The organism is Marinithermofilum abyssi, assembly GCF_014641195.1.
GTDB classification, from domain to species: Bacteria; Bacillota; Bacilli; order Thermoactinomycetales; family DSM-45169; genus Marinithermofilum; species Marinithermofilum abyssi.
Genome location: NZ_BMHQ01000001.1, coordinates 328,331 through 346,124 on the forward strand (window position 1 = coordinate 328,331; position 17,794 = coordinate 346,124).

At 54.1% G+C, this 17,794-nt stretch carries 12 protein-coding genes; 1 reads left to right on the top strand and 11 read right to left on the bottom strand.

From position 1 onward, the window contains the following. Nucleotides 1-147: 147 nt before the first annotated feature. The 11 genes from rpoE to IEW70_RS01645 form a co-directional block, all read right to left on the bottom strand. Complete coding sequence (gene rpoE, locus IEW70_RS01595; protein WP_188646172.1) at nt 148-606, bottom strand: DNA-directed RNA polymerase subunit delta; 459 nt, start codon at nt 604-606, stop codon at nt 148-150. A gap of 165 nt (nt 607-771) precedes the next feature. Continuing rightward, nucleotides 772-4,032, bottom strand: coding sequence for a fused isobutyryl-CoA mutase/GTPase IcmF (gene icmF / locus IEW70_RS01600; protein WP_188646173.1), 3,261 nt, complete (start codon nt 4,030-4,032; stop codon nt 772-774). Then, the gene (locus IEW70_RS01605; protein WP_188646174.1) at nt 4,025-4,678 is read right to left on the bottom strand and encodes a TetR/AcrR family transcriptional regulator; all 654 of its coding nucleotides are present in this window, start codon (nt 4,676-4,678) and stop codon (nt 4,025-4,027) included. Before IEW70_RS01605 ends, icmF begins: the two co-directional genes overlap by 8 nt. After that, a complete protein-coding gene (meaB, locus tag IEW70_RS01610; RefSeq protein WP_188646175.1) occupies nt 4,675-5,640 on the bottom strand; it encodes a methylmalonyl Co-A mutase-associated GTPase MeaB in 966 nt (321 codons plus the stop codon). The genes IEW70_RS01605 and meaB overlap by 4 nt, the downstream gene beginning before the upstream one ends. A gap of 108 nt (nt 5,641-5,748) precedes the next feature. After that, entirely contained in the window at nt 5,749-6,909 is a 1,161-nt protein-coding gene (locus IEW70_RS01615; RefSeq protein ID WP_188646176.1) for an acyl-CoA dehydrogenase, read from the bottom strand. 412 nt (nt 6,910-7,321) lie between these two features. Further along, a complete protein-coding gene (locus IEW70_RS01620) occupies nt 7,322-8,464 on the bottom strand; it encodes an acyl-CoA dehydrogenase (RefSeq protein WP_188646177.1) in 1,143 nt (380 codons plus the stop codon). Between the two features lie 277 nt (nt 8,465-8,741). Then, entirely contained in the window at nt 8,742-9,599 is an 858-nt protein-coding gene (locus IEW70_RS01625) for a 3-hydroxybutyryl-CoA dehydrogenase (RefSeq protein ID WP_188646178.1), read from the bottom strand. Nucleotides 9,600-9,618: 19 nt separating this feature from the next. Beyond that, nucleotides 9,619-10,797 (bottom strand): acetyl-CoA C-acetyltransferase, encoded by a 1,179-nt coding sequence (locus IEW70_RS01630; RefSeq protein WP_188646179.1) that lies wholly within the window; start codon nt 10,795-10,797, stop codon nt 9,619-9,621. Between the two features lie 388 nt (nt 10,798-11,185). Next, nucleotides 11,186-11,854 carry a hypothetical protein gene (locus IEW70_RS01635; protein WP_188646180.1) on the bottom strand — a complete coding sequence of 223 codons (669 nt, stop codon included), beginning with the start codon at nt 11,852-11,854 and terminating at the stop codon, nt 11,186-11,188. 826 nt (nt 11,855-12,680) lie between these two features. Further along, nucleotides 12,681-14,612, bottom strand: coding sequence for a VanW family protein (locus tag IEW70_RS18250; protein ID WP_188646181.1), 1,932 nt, complete (start codon nt 14,610-14,612; stop codon nt 12,681-12,683). 308 nt (nt 14,613-14,920) lie between these two features. Continuing rightward, complete coding sequence (locus IEW70_RS01645; protein WP_373285897.1) at nt 14,921-17,047, bottom strand: (Fe-S)-binding protein; 2,127 nt, start codon at nt 17,045-17,047, stop codon at nt 14,921-14,923. A gap of 306 nt (nt 17,048-17,353) precedes the next feature. On the opposite strand from IEW70_RS01645, the gene IEW70_RS01650 reads away from it, so the two are divergent. Further along, nucleotides 17,354-17,695: a GNAT family N-acetyltransferase gene (locus IEW70_RS01650; RefSeq protein ID WP_188646183.1), complete on the top strand. Its 342-nt coding sequence runs from the start codon at nt 17,354-17,356 to the stop codon at nt 17,693-17,695. The last annotated feature ends 99 nt before the right edge of the window (nt 17,696-17,794 follow it).

The following is a 17,794-nucleotide window of genomic DNA, read 5'->3' on the forward strand; positions in this document are numbered from 1 at the left end:
AGCGCCTCCCTAATAAGGGGGCACTTTTCTTTTATGGTTAGAAAAGACTATTCAACTGAAGACAATCTTGTCTGAGAACAATCTTGTCCGAATCAACTACAATTAGCCCAAGGAATAGTTTATCCTCGGGCTCTCCGTTTGTCAAGATCAGTCTTCCTCATCTTCCGGTTCGTCCACATCCTCGTCATTTTCAAAGCCGTTGAAGTCTTCTTCATAGCTTTCTTCGCCGTCTTCGCTCTCTTCGGAGAAATTAGCGTCATCTTCAAACAGCTCTTCTTCTTCCAAATCCTCATCCAAATAGTCGTCTCTCACATTTTGCGCCACGGCGGAATCCGATGCCTGTTCGGTGGGGTACCAGCTCTTCAAGCCCCAGGTGCCTTTGCCTACACAGACAAAACGGCCGTCAATATTGATCTCGGTGTACAGTTGGGCAATATAATGCTGGATCTCTGCGTCGGTAAATCCTTTCAGACGGGCTACCTCTTCCATTATGTTCCGGTATTGCATCGGTTCGCCTTTTTCCTTCAATATATGAAAAGCCAAATCCACCATGGCGGTCTCCCGGATTTCCTCAGGGGAAAACTGTTCAGCCAGATTTTGAGGCATTGCGGGCACATCCTTCCATATGGAATAGCCTCGTGGGCCTATTCGTCCATATTGATTTCGTACGTCTATTTTATCCAAAAAAAAGGGGAAGTCAACAATAGACCCGATGGGCAGCGGGGAATTCCCAGTGAAAGCTGCCGCGGCTATTGTCTGCTCCCCCTTCCTTTACATATTCCGCCGGTACTGCCCGCCCACTTCAAACAGCGCATCGGTGATTTGACCAAGACTGCAGTATCGCACCGTTTCCATCAACTCAGCAAAGATGTTGCCGTTCTCCCGAGCGACCTGCTTTAAACGAGCCAAGGCTTTCTGCGCTTGCTCGCGGTTTCGCTCCTGGAAATCGCGAAGGTTTTGGATCTGGGCCCGCTTCTCTCCCGGTGTGGCCCGAGTCAGTTCCAGCTCGTATTCCTTTTCCTCGGCCCGGGAATTCAGGAAAGTGTTTACCCCGATGATGGGCAGTTCTCCGGAGTGCTTTTTGGTTTCGTAGTACAGGGATTCCTCCTGGATTTTACCACGCTGGTACTGGGTTTCCATCGCCCCCAGCACGCCGCCCCGTTCGCTGATCCGCTCAAATTCCGCCAGCACCGCTTCCTCCACCAGATCAGTCAGCTCCTCAATGATAAAGGCGCCCTGCAGGGGGTTTTCATTCTTGGCCAGGCCCAGCTCCTTGGTGATAATCAGCTGGATCGCCATCGCCCTGCGCACGGATTCCTCCGTCGGAGTGGTGATCGCTTCATCATAGGCATTGGTATGAAGGGAGTTGCACTGGTCGTAAATCGCCATCAATGCCTGCAACGTGGTACGGATATCGTTGAAGTCCACTTCCTGGGCGTGGAGGCTCCGGCCCGACGTTTGGATGTGATATTTCAGCTTTTGGCTCCGTTCATTGGCGCCGTACAGCTTTTTCATCACCACTGCCCAGATGCGGCGGGCCACCCGCCCGATCACACTGTATTCCGCGTCCAGTCCGTTGCTGAAGAAAAAGGATAGGTTGGGCGCGAAGTCGTCCACATCCATGCCGCGGCTTAGATAATACTCCACATAGGTGAAGGCGTTGGCCAAGGTAAAGGCCAGCTGGGAGATGGGATTGGCTCCCGCTTCGGCGATGTGGTAGCCGCTGATGCTGACAGAGTAATAGTTGCGCACCTGGTTTTGGATGAAGTACTCCTGGATATCGCCCATCATCTTCAGCGCAAATTCCGTAGAGAAAATGCAGGTATTCTGCCCCTGATCCTCTTTCAGAATATCCGCCTGCACCGTGCCCCGCACCCGGCGCAAGGCGTCGGCCCGAATGGTTTCCTCTTCCTCCCGCGACGGCTCCCGACCCTCTCTTTCCCTGAACCGATCCATTTGCTGATCGATGGCGGTATTGAGGAACATGGCCAAAATGATCGGGGCCGGCCCGTTGATGGTCATGGAAACGCTGGTATTGGGAGCACACAGATCAAATCCGGCGTACAGCTTTTTCATGTCTTCCAACGTGCAGATGCTGACCCCGCTCTCGCCCACCTTCCCGTAGATGTCGGGCCGCGTATCCGGGTCCCGGCCATAGAGAGTGACACTGTCAAAAGCCGTGGACAGCCGCTTGGCTGGCTCTTCTTTGGACAGATAATGGAAACGGCGGTTCGTCCGCTCCGGTGTCCCTTCCCCGGCAAACATGCGCTTGGGATCTTCGTCTCCCCGTTTCAGCGGAAATACCCCGGCGGTATAGGGGAAACGCCCAGGGACGTTCTCCATCAAACACCAGCGCAGGATTTCACCCCAGTCTTGATAACGGGGTAGAGCCACCTTGGGAATCTTGTTGCCGGAGAGTGTTTCTGTAAAGAGGGGCGTACGGATCTCCTTGTCCCGCACTTTGACCACCAGCTCATCCTGACGGTAAGCTTCTTTCAATTTTGGCCATTCTTCCAGCAGCTGTTTGCTTTCCGAATCCAGCTTCGCCTCGATTTTCCTCCGTGTCTGCTCCAATACTTCCAGCTCGTCGGGGGTATCGGATTCCTGCTCCAGGAGCTGCCGTGTTCCGTCCAGCTGGAACAGCTTCCGTGCGGCTTCCGACTGCTCTTGCACATATTTGCGGTATTGGCGCACGGTATTGGCGATCTCCCAGAGATAATGGGTTCGCTCCGGCGGAATGATAGAACGGACTTCCACCTGCTCCCCTTCCACATCCATACTCGACTCCCACCCTAGATTCAGCTTGTCGGAGAGTCGGTCGATCAGGGCTCGGTAAAACCGGTTGGTTCCCGGATCATTGAAACGGCTAGCCATGGTGCCGAAAACGGGAATCTCCTCTTCCGCTGCATCAAAGAGCTGGTGGTTTCGCCGGTATTGTTTTTTCACGTCCCGCAGGGCATCCTGAGAACCCTTGCGGTCAAACTTGTTGATAGCCACCATGTCGGCGTAGTCCAGCATCTCAATCTTTTCCAGCTGAGAAGGCGCCCCAAACTCGGAGGTCATCACATAAATCGAGAAATCGCAGACCTCCACCACATCGGCGTCTCCCTGCCCAATCCCGCTGGTTTCGACGATCACCAGGTCATACCCGGCTTTTTTCATCACGGCGATGGCATCCTTTGTCGCGCCGGAAAGCTCCGACCGCGTGCGGCGGGTAGCCAGGCTGCGCATGTATACCCGGGGATGGTGGACGGCGTTCATCCGGATCCGATCCCCCAGTAAGGCCCCGCCGGTTTTTTGCTTGGAAGGATCGATGGAGAGGACCGCCACTTTTTTCTCCGGAAAATCCTCCAGAAAACGGCGGACCAACTCATCGGTCAGGGAGCTCTTCCCCGCTCCCCCGGTTCCAGTTAAACCGACGACAGGCACGGTACGCTCCGTCTGATCCGATTCCGCTAACGCCGTGAACAGGGAGGCAGAAGCTTCCTGCGCCCCTTCCCCGGCCGCTCCTTTTTCCGCGACGGTAATCAGCCGGGCGATCGCACGGCTATCCCCTTCGGCCAATTTGTCCAGCTCCCAGGTCACCTTTTCCACCGTCGGGAAATCACAGGCTTGGACCATATGATTAATGATCCCTTGCAGCCCCAGACGCCGGCCGTCTTCCGGAGAAAAGACTTTGGCCACCCCGTAAGCTTCCAGCTCCCTTATTTCCCGGGGAACGATCACCCCGCCGCCCCCGGCGAACACCCGGATATGGCCGGCTCCCTTTTCTTTCAGCCGGTCGATCATATATTTGAAAAACTCCATATGACCGCCTTGATAGGATGAAACGGCAATCCCCTGCACATCCTCCTGAATGGCCGCCTCCACGATCAAATCAACCGAACGGTCGTGTCCCAGATGGATCACTTCCACCCCGCTCGCCTGCAACAGGCGGCGGAACAAGTTGATCGAGGCATCATGCCCATCAAACAGACTGGCGGCCGTCACGAAGCGCACCGGGTGCTTGGGATGGTACACTTCCTTATCCATTCTCTCTCCCTCCCGTATCCTCCGTTGTCAAATCATGCAACAACCAAGCGGTTTGATACCGAGTATACTCCTCCAGGCTGTATTGTTTGGCGAGCGCCCACCGGCGGAAGGTCCACATCTGGCCCATCACCATGATGTTGTGGGCCATCAGTTTGGCAGCCGAGGGATCCAACCGCAGCGTACCGTCCCGGATTCCTTTGCACAGAATCTTCTCAAAGATGCCGGTGATCTCTTCCTCTTTGGAGAGAACGTACCGCATCGCTTCCTGCGGCAGGGATTTGGTCTCCTGGTAGATGAAAAGGACGTAATCACTCATTTCACCCATGACGCGGAAATGCTGGGCGACCGCTTTGGCCAAACTTTCTCTTCCGGAATCCGTATCCACCACGGCCTCTTTCAACCGGGATTCCAGCTCATCGTGGATGTACTCGCACACCAGATACAAAACATCTTCTTTGCTCTGAATATACTCGTACATGGTGCCGATACTGAGTCCGCAGGCTTTGGCAATCTCCCGGGTGGTAGTTTTATGAAACCCCTTCTCGATAAACAGGCGGCAGGCTCCCAACACAATCTGCCGTCTCCGCCGTTCCACGAGCCGGGGATTTTTCACCATGGACGGGATCGACTTTACACGCCGGCTCAAACGGATCCTCCCCCTTTAAAAACCGTATCCAACCACTTATTAACCGCCTGATGGGGGGCCATCTTCCGCTCCCGTACCTGTTCCAGATCTGTCTGCAAATCGGGAGCGGCCATCCGCTCCAGCAGCCGCATCCGCAACCGGGACTCCAACATCTCGCGAACCTCCTGGAGCAAACGGTATTGGCGCTGCGCCTCCCACTCCCCGCTCTGCTTCAAAAAATCCCGGTGGCGACAAAGCTCTTGCCACAGACACCCGATCCCCTGTCCGTTCTTGCTCACGGTGGTCAACACAGGGGGGAGCCAGCTGGATTGTCCCTCGATCACGTGAAGCAGATCTTCCACTTCCCGCAACAATTTCTGCGCCCCTTGGAGGTCCGCTTTGTTGACTACAAACACATCGGCGATCTCCATGATGCCCGCTTTGAATACCTGTACGGCATCTCCGCTGCCGGGCGTCAATACCAAAGCGACGGTATCTACGGTATGCATCACATCGATTTCCGACTGGCCAACTCCCACCGTTTCCACCAGCACCAGATCAAATCCGGCGGCATCCAGCACCCGGGCGGCTTCTTTGGCGGCACGGGCAAGCCCGCCCAGGCTGCCCCGGGAACCCATGCTGCGGATGAAGACTCCGTCATCCAGTGCATGGCGGGTCATCCGCACCCGATCCCCCAGTAACGCACCGCCGGTAAAGGGGCTGGTGGGATCCACTGCAAGAATACCCACAGTCCAGCCCGCCTGGCGGACATGCTGGACCAACTGATCCACCAGGGAGCTTTTCCCCGCGCCGGGCGAGCCGGTGATTCCCACCAGCCAAGCGTTCCCCGTATGTGGATAAAGGGCTTCCAACAAGGCTTCTTTATCGGAACGGTCTTCCTCCCTGGCGCTCTCGATCAACGAAATGGCGCGAGCGATCCGTCGGCGCTCACCCCGGCGAATGGCTTCCACCCATGATTCCATGGTCCCCCCCCTCTCGTTGAGCATGTATCGGGTGCTGTATGCGGCTCCATCTGTTTAAGGTAATCGCATCCCCTTCTGATTCGCGTGCAAAAGAAACAGGGTGATGTTTCAGCTCTTGACCGTTTCTTTCTCTTTCAGGAGGTGGTTGGCGATGACGAGGCGTTGGATCTCGTTGGTCCCCTCATAGATCTGCGTAATTTTGGCATCCCGCATCATGCGTTCCACGGGGTATTCCCTGGTATAGCCGTAACCGCCGAAGATTTGCACCGCCTCGGTGGTGACATTCATCGCCGCATCCCCGGCGTACAGTTTGGCCATCGCTGACGCTTTTCCATAGGGCAGGCCGTTGGACTCCAGCCAGGCCGCTTGATAGGTCAGCAAACGGGCTGCTTCCACCTGGGTCGCCATATCCGCCAGTTTAAACTGGATCGCTTGCAGCTTGGCGATGGGCTTTCCGAACTGGTGACGGTCCTTGGCATACTGACGAGCCGCATCCAAAGCTCCCTGGGCGATCCCTACTGCTTGGGCAGCAATTCCGTTGCGCCCGCCGTCCAGGGTCATCATCGCAATCTTGAATCCCTGTCCTTCTTCACCGAGACGGTTTTCAACCGGCACCCGGCAATCTTCAAAAATGATCTCCGTGGTCGGAGAAGAACGGATGCCCAGTTTTTTCTCCTTCTTGCCGATCGAAAAGCCCGGTGTGTCTTTTTCCACGATGAAAGCGGTCACCCCGTGATGCTTTTTCCCCGGATCGGTAACGGCAAAGACGACGTAAATCTCCGCTTCCCCGCCGTTGGTAATGAAAATTTTGTTACCGTTCAGCACATAGGAATCCCCATCCCGCACAGCTGTCGTCTTCATTCCGGCAGCATCTGAACCGGAACCCGGTTCCGTCAGCCCGTAAGCGCCCATCTTCTTCCCTTCCGCCATCGGCTTCAAAAACCTTTCTTTTTGTTCGGGTGAGCCAAATTTATGGATCGGCCATCCCGCCAAGGAGACATGGGCAGACAACGTCACCCCCGTGGAGGCACACACCCGGGACAACTCTTCCACTGCGATGACGTAGCTCAGATAGTCCGAACCGACGCCGCCTTCTTCCTCCGGCCAGGGAATCCCGGTCATCCCCAGCTCTCCCATTTTATCGAAGATGGACCGATCGAAGACTTCCTTTTCATCCCGCTCCGCCGCAGTCGGAGCCACTTCTTTTTCCGCAAAGTCCCGGACCATCTTGCGCATCATCTCATGTTCTTCGCTCAGGCGAAAGTTCATGGTGTAACCGCTCCTCTCTTTATCACAGTCCCAGGGTTTGGCGCTATTTTCCTCTCTCTTGCCCTTCTGTTAAAGGATCTCATTTGGAAACGTTGCGCCGCACCCGTGGTGCCGGTTGCGACATCTTCAGTGTCGTCACACCCCAAAACCTCAGCTACCCGTGACCTCCACTAGGGCGTATCTGATCATTTGTTACAGGGAGTCCGGTCCGGTGTCTCCGATCTCTTACTAAAAGCGCATAGCAAGACCAGGGAGCGGAGCGACCTTGGCGAGACTTGTACTCTGTGAGTGCAAAGGATCTTCGCCGATTACACCGACCCTCCCCATTTATCGAAGAAGCTTGAATTACCGGACACGCCTTAGGCCCAATCCCTCAAGGTCGATCCATGGCTGAATGGTCAACCCACCCGTCTCAACTATCCAGCATTTCCTGGGCAATCACGATCCGCTGGATTTCGTTGGTCCCTTCGTAAATCTGGGTCACCTTGGCATCCCGAAACAGGCGTTCCACCGGATACTCCCGAGTATAGCCGTAACCTCCAAAGATCTGCACGGCCTCCGTCGCCACCTTCATCGCCGTATCCGAAGCGACCATCTTGGCCATAGCCGCTTCTTTCCGGCAAGAGTGGCCCTCCTGGCGCATGTGTGCCGCCCGGTAGACCAGCAGCCGGGCTGCTTCCACCTGGGTCGCCATATCCGCCAGTTTGAACTGGATCGCTTGCAGCTTAGCGATGGGCTTTCCGAACTGATGCCGTTCCCGGGCATAGTTCCGAGCGTGTTCCAGTGCACCTGCAGCAATCCCCAAAGCCTGGGCGGCTATGCCGATACGGCCGCCGGCCAGATTGGACAAGGCGATTTCGTACCCCTGTCCTTCTGCCCCCAGCAGATTTTCCGCCGGTACTTCCGCTCCCTCGAAGATCAGCTCACAGGTGCTGGATCCCCCCAACCCCATTTTTTTCTCTTTTTTTCCGATATGCAGACCGGGGGTATCCTTCTCTACGATAAAGGCGGAGATTCCCCTAGACCCTTTCGCCGGATCCGTCACAGCAAAAGCGACGTAGATGTCCGCCTCTCCCGCATTGGTGATAAACATTTTGCTGCCGTTGAGGAGGTATTTGTCCCCGTCCCGCTTGGCTATTGTCCGAATCCGCGACGCATCGGAACCGGCATGGGGTTCCGTCAGGGCAAAAGCAGCCAAGTACGTCCCGCTTGCCAGTTTGGGCACATATTTTTGTTTTTGTGCCTCTGTTCCGTAACGCAGAATCGGGAAGGTTCCTACGGAAGTATGCACCGCCAGGATCACTCCCACGGTGGCGCTCACCTTGGAGATTTCCTCCAACGCCAAGATATAGGACAAGAAATCCCCGCCGGCTCCTCCCCATTCCTCAGGCACCGGAATCCCCATCAAGCCCAGTTCCCCCATTTTGTGGATGATTTCCCGAGGGAACCGATCCCGCTCGTTCATTTCTTCCAAGAAGGGAGGAATTTCCGTCCGGGAAAAATCCCGGACCATCCTCCGCATCATCTCCTGTTCTTCCGTCAGTCGAAAGTTCATCTCTCCACTCCTCCTGCTGCCGTCCTTCTCTCTCTTGTTTATGGCGGTGTTTTTCCCTCTCGCCCTTTGGCGATGGCAAATAGGCTCGCTGGAAAAACAAACCCGCCACGTTCAAAACACAGGGCAAGAGGATAGCTACCGATGATCCGGGGGTCACTCTTTTGGATTCCCACTCTCTTCGTATCTTTTCGGATCATCGGAATTTTTTCTCTTTCTATGGCTTCCGTACAAATGCAGGTTTCTCTCCAATCGGCACAAATTAGCGCCGCTTTTTTTTTTATTTTTCGTAGACGTAGAAGCCCCGGCCGCTCTTTTTGCCCAGCCATCCCGCTTTTACGTATTTACGCAACAGTGGGCACGGACGGTATTTGGAATCGCCGAAGCCTTCATAGAGGGTCTCCATAATGTACAAGCAAGTGTCCAACCCGATAAAATCAGCAAGCGTCAGGGGACCCATCGGGTGGTTCATTCCCAGCTTCATTACTTCGTCCACCGCCTCCGGAGTGGCCACTCCCTCATACACGGTGTAGATGGCTTCGTTAATCATCGGCATCAACACCCGGTTGGACACAAACCCGGGGAAATCGTTCACTTCCACCGGTGTTTTGCCCATCGCGCGGGCCAACTCTTCCACCGTCTTGTAAACGGCATCGCTGGTTGCAAGACCCCGGATCACTTCCACCAACTTCATCACGGGTACGGGATTCATAAAATGCATCCCGATTACTTGCTCCGGCCGTTGGGTGGCCGCGGCAATCTCCGTGATCGGCAGGGAGGACGTGTTGCTGGCCAAAATCGCATGAGTCGGGCACATCCCATCCAATCGGCGGAACAGCGAGGTTTTCACCTCCATGTTTTCCACCACGGCCTCCACGACGATATCCGCCTCATTTGCCGCTTCCTCCAGCGTTACCGCCGGTTGAATTCTGCTGAGAACGCCGTCCCTGTCGGCTTCGCTGATCCGCTCCTTGCTGACCTGGCGGTTCAAATTCTTCTCGATCCCTGCCAGCCCTTTGCGGATCAGCTCTTCTTTCACATCGTGCAGCCGCACCTCGAAACCGGACTGGGCCGCCACCTGGGCAATCCCGCTTCCCATCTGGCCGGCACCGATCACAGTAAATCGTTGAATACTCATGACACACCTCCTTTCAAAATCAGTCCACGCGTACCAGTACGGCATCCCCCTGAGCAGCTCCGCTGCAAATGGCGGCAATCCCCAAACCGCCGCCGCGGCGGCGCAGCTCATGCACCAAGGTGAGAAGGATACGGGCACCGCTGGCCCCGATGGGATGTCCCAGGGCCACAGCCCCACCGTTCACATTCACCTTCTCCGGATCCCATCCGAGGATTTTTCCATTGGACAGTGCGACCGCAGCAAACGCCTCATTTACTTCAAACAGATCGATCTGATCCAGGGTCAATCCCTGTTCTTTCAGCAATTTCTGAATCGCATAGGCCGGGGTGACCGGAAAATGCTTCGCTTCCAAACCGATCGCCGCATGGCCGATGATCCGTGCCAAGGGCAGTACTTCCAACTCCCGGGCTTTCTCCGCCGAAGCGAGCACCATCGCGCAAGCCCCGTCGTTCACGCCCGGTGCATTCCCGGCTGTGATGGTACCGTCTTTGAGGAAAACCGGCTTCAAAGTGCTCAGCTTGTCATAGCTGGTATCCTTCCTGGGGGCTTCATCCGTATCCACCACCGTCTCCCCTTTGCGCCCTCGGACCGTGACAGGCACGATTTCTTCCGCTAACCTGCCGGATTCGATGGCAGCAATGGCCCGCTCATGACTACGCAGCGCCCACCGGTCCTGCTCTTCCCGGGTAACGCCGTACTCCGCTGCCGTATTGCTTCCGTGAACCACCATATGAACACCGTCAAAAGCACACCACAAACCGTCGTGGATCATCAAGTCCGTCATCTGGCCATCGCCCATCCGCTGGCCCCAGCGAGCGTTTTTTAGGATATAGGGAGCATTGGACATGCTCTCCATTCCGCCAGCTACTACCACATCGGCACCCCCGGATTGGATCACCTGATCCGCCAGCGTCGCACTCCGCATCCCGGAGGCACACACCTTGTTGATGGTCTCCGTCTGCACTTCCCAGGGCAATCCCGCTTTCCGGGCTGCCTGCCGGGAAGGGATTTGGCCGGCTCCTCCCTGGAGCACCATTCCCATGATCACTTCCTGCACCTGGTCATCCGATACACCGGAACGATCCAACGCGGCGCGGATGGCAATCCCGCCCAAATCCGCCGCAGACAAATCCTTCAAACCGCCGCCAAACTTGCCGAAGGGCGTCCGCGCCCCTCCCAAAATCACTGTCTCGCTCACGTGGTTGCACCTCCGCCGTTACCCGGATTCCTACCGAGCGCTCGTTCAGTTTTTTTGCAAAAAAAATGAAAGCGCCTTCAACTATTAGCGTACCTTGCAATCAACAGAATGGCAAGAACATTTTATGTATTTGGATGTATACCATTACATTGAAATATATGGTATTTAAATTCGCCGCTTTTCCTACTTACCGGAGAAAGTGGCTATTGTTTAAGGGAGTAACACCCGGCGATAAGCGGGCGAACCGGATGATGAAAGACCCAGAACTTCAAACACGTATAAACCACCTGAGTCTCGTTCTCCAAGGGCTCAGGTGGTTTATAACATAAAGTAGCTTGTTTTTTATTTGTCTACTTGACAGAGGAAAGATCAGGCAGAGTACCTCGATTCAAAAGGGTTGTCGGTTTTTTCGCGGCCATACTGGACGGTACTCCTCTTCCAACTCCACGATCTCCTGTCTAACGGTATAGATCGCTTGTTTCATCCGTTCTTTGGCCCACTTCACCTCTTCCGGCGAATAAGCGGGCCGATTTTCCCATAGGACCTTTTCCATCGTCTCTCCGTACACATCGAACACTTGCAGAGGATCCGTCAGTCCGCCCAGGCGATACCGATCCAGCAGTTGAAGCACTTGGTATATTTCTTTTTTTCGTTTCAAATGCCCGCGCATGGCGCAATACTCGAACTGTTGCTTGGCTTCCTCCAGCATTTTCCCGTCAGGTAAAAAAGGAATCCGCGCTTCCTGCTCTTCCAAAGCGGGGGAAGCGTCGGTCTCTCCTTCCTTCCCATCCTCTGTCACCGGCACCAGGCCCCGCTGTTCCAATGCTTTCTTTTCCCGAGCCAGCCGCTGCAATTCCGCCCGTACACGGTACCAGTCCTCCGCAGGTGCAAAGGAACGTTTCATACAGCGAACCAACAATTCAAACAACGTTTCCAATGCTTCTTTTTTTCGTTTGTACTCTTCCGTTTTTCGCTGTTCCACCGCGGCAACGCGCACCCCGACGAAAACACCGGCCAGTGTAGATAGCACCCCTAAACATCCAACAATCCATTCCACATTGATAGCCTCCATAGGTACAGCTTACTGTGTTCAGGTTAGGCCGTCGGTTTGCCAAGCGCCCCGGGCATACTCCCGGCACGCTCTTTTCCCCTTACCGTCATCCAATCATGCAATGTGTCCCCCTTAAAACCTTTGCAAAAACATCTTCTCGCAGTACATCCTCCCCATCAAGACCACCATCCTGCGTATTGTCCTCCTTCTCGATAGAACGGAACGACTATGAATTTCCTACTTCTTCGGAAGTATGATAAATACCAATCTTTCCGATTAGAATGATCCATTAATTGCATAAAGGCTCACGCGATCCTGGATACCACAGCCTGTACGGCCTCTTTGGTCCCGTCGTAAAGACGGAACCGATCAGAAATGCATCTGTCCGATCAAGTCAACAATACATCGTCTGCTTTCACATTTTTGATCCGGTTTCCAAGCAAGGGATTCCCCCAGGAATCCATAACAACGGAAAATCCTTTGAAGTTGTACCCGCATGGCCCGGAAATCGTATAATTATGAAAATACCTCTCCTACCATGTCAGGATCGCTCATTTTATGTACATCGGATCGAGTTTGAAACGTTGTTGATCTAAGAGGGCTACCAATCGTAAAAGCGCCGCTCACCCCGGATATGACAAGGGTTTTCAGCGTTAACTATCCAGTGCTTGGATGGGCATGTAACAGGGAGGAAAGCGCTTTCGCTTGTTGTGAAGCCTCTTAGCACGCAGTTATATTATAAACTTATTTTTCTCTGTTTCTGGAAGAAACAAAGCCCTGTCGCCTTTTGGCGCAGGACTTTGTCATTAACCTCTGGGCTTCAGCATTGCTCTTATATCCAATATATATGGGCCGTTCCGGTGGTATCTCCATCAGCGGCATCGGCTGTACCTGTATCGCTGCTGGCACTGTCCGCGGTACTGCCCCCGGTCGTCGAATCGCTCGTTGAGGAATCGTCGCCACTGGTCTGATCGCTGCCGGTTGTGTCCCCGGTGCCGCTCGGGTCACCTGTGGTACTGTCGCTACCCGTACTCCCACCGGTAGTGGAACCGCTGTCGCTGGCAGATCCTGTGCTCCCGCCGGTGGTCGAAGTGCTTCCGCCTGAGGTCTGTTCATCCGGTTTGTCTGATCCGGTGCTGGAACCGGTCGTTTCGCCGCCTGTACTGCTGCCGCCGGTTTCCTCCCCGCCGGCAGTACCGCTGGAGCTACTCCCTCCTGTGCTGCCGGATAGGCTTCCTGCCCCCGTGTCTCCATGATCCACAGGCTCGGAGGATTGCTCTTCGGTTGCCCCGGACGAGTCACCCGCTTCTTCCTTCACATCCTGGGGTGCATCCGGAATCTGTTTGGTCACCGGTTGGGCTTCCGGCGTGGAGTAGATGGCGACGGTCAGCGATCGGTCGCCCGCCTCGGCCTCGATGAGAATCGGCTCCTTCAATGTATTGCGGAATTGAAAATCCGGCGTCTTCCAGCCGACAGCGGCATCCCGTTTTTCGGGCACATAGGTGGTTTGTTTGCTGTACGCATAGCGGGAAACCACTTGGAGTCCGGCCTCGTCCACACTGTTGAAAAGGGTGGATGCGGTTTGGGATACGCCATCGCCCACTCCGTCACTGTATTCCCCGACCACCAACCGATCCACTTTTTGATAGCCTTTGGCGGTGGAGCGCTTCCCTACGGTCTTATTAAAGGAGAACACTTCACCCGGATTGACGACCCGTTTGTCCAATGCTTGGGCGGACAAACGGATATTGTGGACCCGGGGGGCATTATCAGACGAAAAATAAGTGGTATAAGAGCTGATTTTCTTTTGCCCCACCTGTTTCAAATCGGTCTCCGTCACATTCGGGCGATCGGCCTTCATCGGGATGCGCTGCGGCTTGTTGGCAATGCGGGCGACTTGGGGCACCCACTTTTCTTGAATGAGGGTTACATCCATTACTTTTCCCGGTTTGGCCGGCTGAATCGGGTCACCCAAGCGAGGCATTTTTGCATCTTGTGCAGGCTTGTCCACTTGTACTCGCACCTGATTCAACCATTGGTTTAATTGCAACCGGTCGATCGTCTGTGGATTGTTCCCGTCGTATCCGACGTCATCGAGATTCAATATCCACTCGCGTTGTCCATCCGTCAAAATCAGTTGATCCGACGGAAAAAGCCATTGATAAGCTCCCCACCCCGAAAATATTGCCAATAATAGAAAAAATGCAACCGTCCAAAATCCCGAGCGGCGTTTGGGTGATCCTTCCTCTACCGGAATATCGCGGTCTTCGAAAGGTGTGACGTTGTCGCGTGCACCGTCACTTTTGATCCATACCGGTTCTCCCCAGGGGGAGGTTTCCGTCGATTCCGCCTGGAATTCCGCTTTCCGGTGTTTCTCTCCTTTTTCCCAATCCCAGCTCCCGGCAGGATCTCCGGCCGATGAGTCTCCCATCGTTTCAGCGGTTTCCTCTTGTTCAAACGGATCGACATGAATCTCTTCTTCGTAAGCGCTGCTTCCCTTGCCCTTGTTCCCGTGAAAAAATTGGGCGGGATCAAAGGAAGTATCGCTGTCAGCCATTTCCTCATCCATCACCATCAGCATTCCCGGCTGGGTTTGGCTTAGGTACTCCTTGTACGCGGCACGCACTTCTTTCAGTTTCTCCTCCGCTTCGGGAGACTGGTTTACGTCCGGATGATATTGGCGCACCAACTTTCGGTAGGCTTTTTTCACTTCATCCGGTGACGCATCCCGGCCAATACCCAGCACTTCATAGCAGTCTCTCATGATGTATCGCCCCTATGCTGGATTGATTGATATATATGAACGTGTGGGCCGGTAAAAATACCCGCTTGATACGGACAAGCTAGGCATGGGGAAAAGAAGAAAATCACTAAAAACGTGGAAAAAAGGAAGGAAACCTCCGGGCGGAATCCGGGTGACGAGTACACCCCATCCAACAGTAGCACACACTGAGAAAGGGATTCAATGCGTTTTCCGCATTCCAAGGAAAATAGACCGATCGGCCTAAATACAAAAGAAGCCCCCACAGGAGAGACCTTCTCCACATGGGGGGAGCAACGTTTTGGTAATGCTCAGTGAACGCCAGCCGCCGTTTCCGACTGGCTGTTGAAATCCACGGACATCGCCAGTACTTCGGCCACATCCATCGTTTTTACGTCGTCTTCCACTTCTTTGGCTTTGGTTCCATCACTCAGCATGGTCAAGCAGTACGGGCAAGCGCTTCCGATCAAGCTCGGACTTACAGCCAAGGCCTGCTCCGTCCGGGCTACGTTCACCCGTACCCCGGACTGCTCTTCCAGCCACATCATCCCGCCGCCAGCACCGCAGCACATCCCGTTCTCCCGGTTGCGGTCCATCTCCACCAGTTCGATGCCGGGAATCGACTGCAGGATGAAACGGGGAGCATCGTACTCGTCATTGTACCTGCCCAGATAACAAGAGTCATGATAAGTGACCCGTTCCTTCACTTCCTTGGTCGGAGTAATCCGTCCTTCCTTCACCAGTTTGGCCAACAGCTGTGTATGGTGGTACACTTCCACATCTTCCAGCCCCATGTCCGGGTACTCATTTTTAAACACGTTGAAAGCGTGAGGATCGATGGTGACGATCTTCTTCACGTTATACTTTTGGAACTGGGCGATATTATCCATCGCCAACTGCTGGAACAGGAACTCATTCCCCATGCGGCGGGCGGTATCCCCGGAGTTTTTCTCCTTGTTGCCCAAGATGGCGAATTTGACGCCGGCATGGTTCAGGAGCTGGGCCAATGCCCGGGTGATTTTCTGACTGCGGTTGTCGTAGGAACCCATCGACCCGACGAAAAGAAGATACTCGAAATCTTTCTCCTCTTTCACCGTGGGCACCTTCACCTCGTCATCCAGCCCTTCGCGCCATTTGTCCCGCTCTTTGCGGCTGATCCCCCAGGGATTGCCCTGACGCTCGATGTTTTGGAAAGTACGGGTGGCCTCCCCCTCCATCTTCCCTTGGGTTAACACCAGGTGGCGGCGCATGTCGATGATTTTGTCCACATGTTCGTTGGACACCGGACAGGCATCTTCACAGTTGCGACAAGTGGTACAAGCCCACAGCTCCTCTTCGGTAATCACGTCGCCGATCAGCTGAACCGGGTAGTTGTAGGTCCCGTCCTCTTCTTTCGTCACCGCCACTTCTGACGCCGCATTGGCCCCGCTGAAGGCAAAAGCCGGCATCCACGGGCTGCGGGAGGTGATGGCGGCCCCTTTTTCCGTCAGGTGGTCCCGCATTTTCACCAGCAGGTCCATCGGCGATAACATCTTTCCGGTACCGGCAGCGGGACACACGCTGGTACAGCGTCCGCACTCCACGCAGGCATACAGATCGATCAGCTGCTTTTGATTGAAGTTCTCGATTTTTCCGACACCGTATTCCGTCAAGGACTCATCTTCAAAATCAATGGGTTTGAGCTTGGCCGGCGGCCCTTGCCTTTTCAAAAAGACATTGATCGGAGCCACCAGGAGGTGAAAGTGCTTCGACTGCGGCACGTACACCATAAACATGAACAGATCGATGGCGTGAATCCACCAAAACACGTAAAACATAACCATCGCCGCATCCGGAGACATCCAGCTGAACGGCAAAGCCAACAAGCTGGAAACCGGCGTCGCCCAGGCGGGAACCGCTTCGTGCGCGCCCCAGATGTGCTCAAAGGCGGTGGAGAAGAGGATGGAAGTCATCAACACCGACAGAAAAATGACGACCAATCCCGCCTTAAAACCGCGTTTCAACCGGGGCAGCTTCTCTACAAACCGGCGGTAATACGCATAAGCGGTCGCCAGCAGCACTGCCGTTACGGTAATTTCCTGCAACAAGGTAAACACCGGATAAGCGGGCACCGGCAGATGGCTTCCCGGAGCCAACCCTTTGATAAAGAGATCGATCGCTCCGAATTGAATGATGATAAAGCCGTAAAACATTACCACGTGCATGATCCCGCTTTTTTTATCCTTTAACAGCTTCTTCTGCCCAAACACATTGACCATCACTTCATTGACCCGGGCTTTTAGATCCTTGCTCAAGTCCGCGGGTTTTCCCAGTTTCACATAGGTGTATCGGGAATACACCACCCGCCCGAACAGATAAACCGCGTATCCGGCGGCGGCCAAAAACAGGATGAGATTCACGACTTGCCATACGGACACGGCCTTCCACTCCTTTTCCATCATTTCAGCAATCACAGTCGGAGAAAGGACAGCGCTTTCATCTGGTATCCTATTCTCCGTCGGATGTCCAGAACCCTGTTCGTTTGATCTTTTCTGAAGGTTCCCTCACTTTGATCCCTATTGTAGCATAAAATGAGTGGTCATTCATTCAGATATTTGTGGAAAGGCCATGGATCCCATTTTCTTTTTCCATTTTGATGCGCCTACCGTCTTTCCAGAGCTCGTTCTTTAAGAAAGGGATATTTCAGGTCTTTCACGAATGGTTATTGAACTCAGAGTGATGGTGGTATCCATGGGGGAGAGTCCATGATAATTCGAAAAGCAACTTCCGGTGATACACCCGGTATCGCTAAAGTTCAGGTTAATAGTTGGAGAAGTACCTATAAAGGGATGATCCCGAATGATTTTCTAGACAGCCTTTCTTACGATAAACAAGAAGCGAAATGGAATGCATTTGTTAAAAATAGGAAAATGATCACTTTCATAGCGGAAGACCCCCTTCAACAAATCATTGGATTTGCAGCCGGCGGTCCCGAAAGAACGGGCAAGTATTCTTACGAGAATGAGCTTTACGCAATGTATATGCTGTACCCTTGTCCCATATCTTCATTGTATCAGTATAATGTATTAACTGAAACGAATATTTAAAAAATTGTTTCTCTAAGCATCCCCACAAGGGGGATACCGAGCAACGCCCCTTTCATCCCACGATTAAAATCGTGGGCTTTTAGTCGGCAGTTTCTGTAA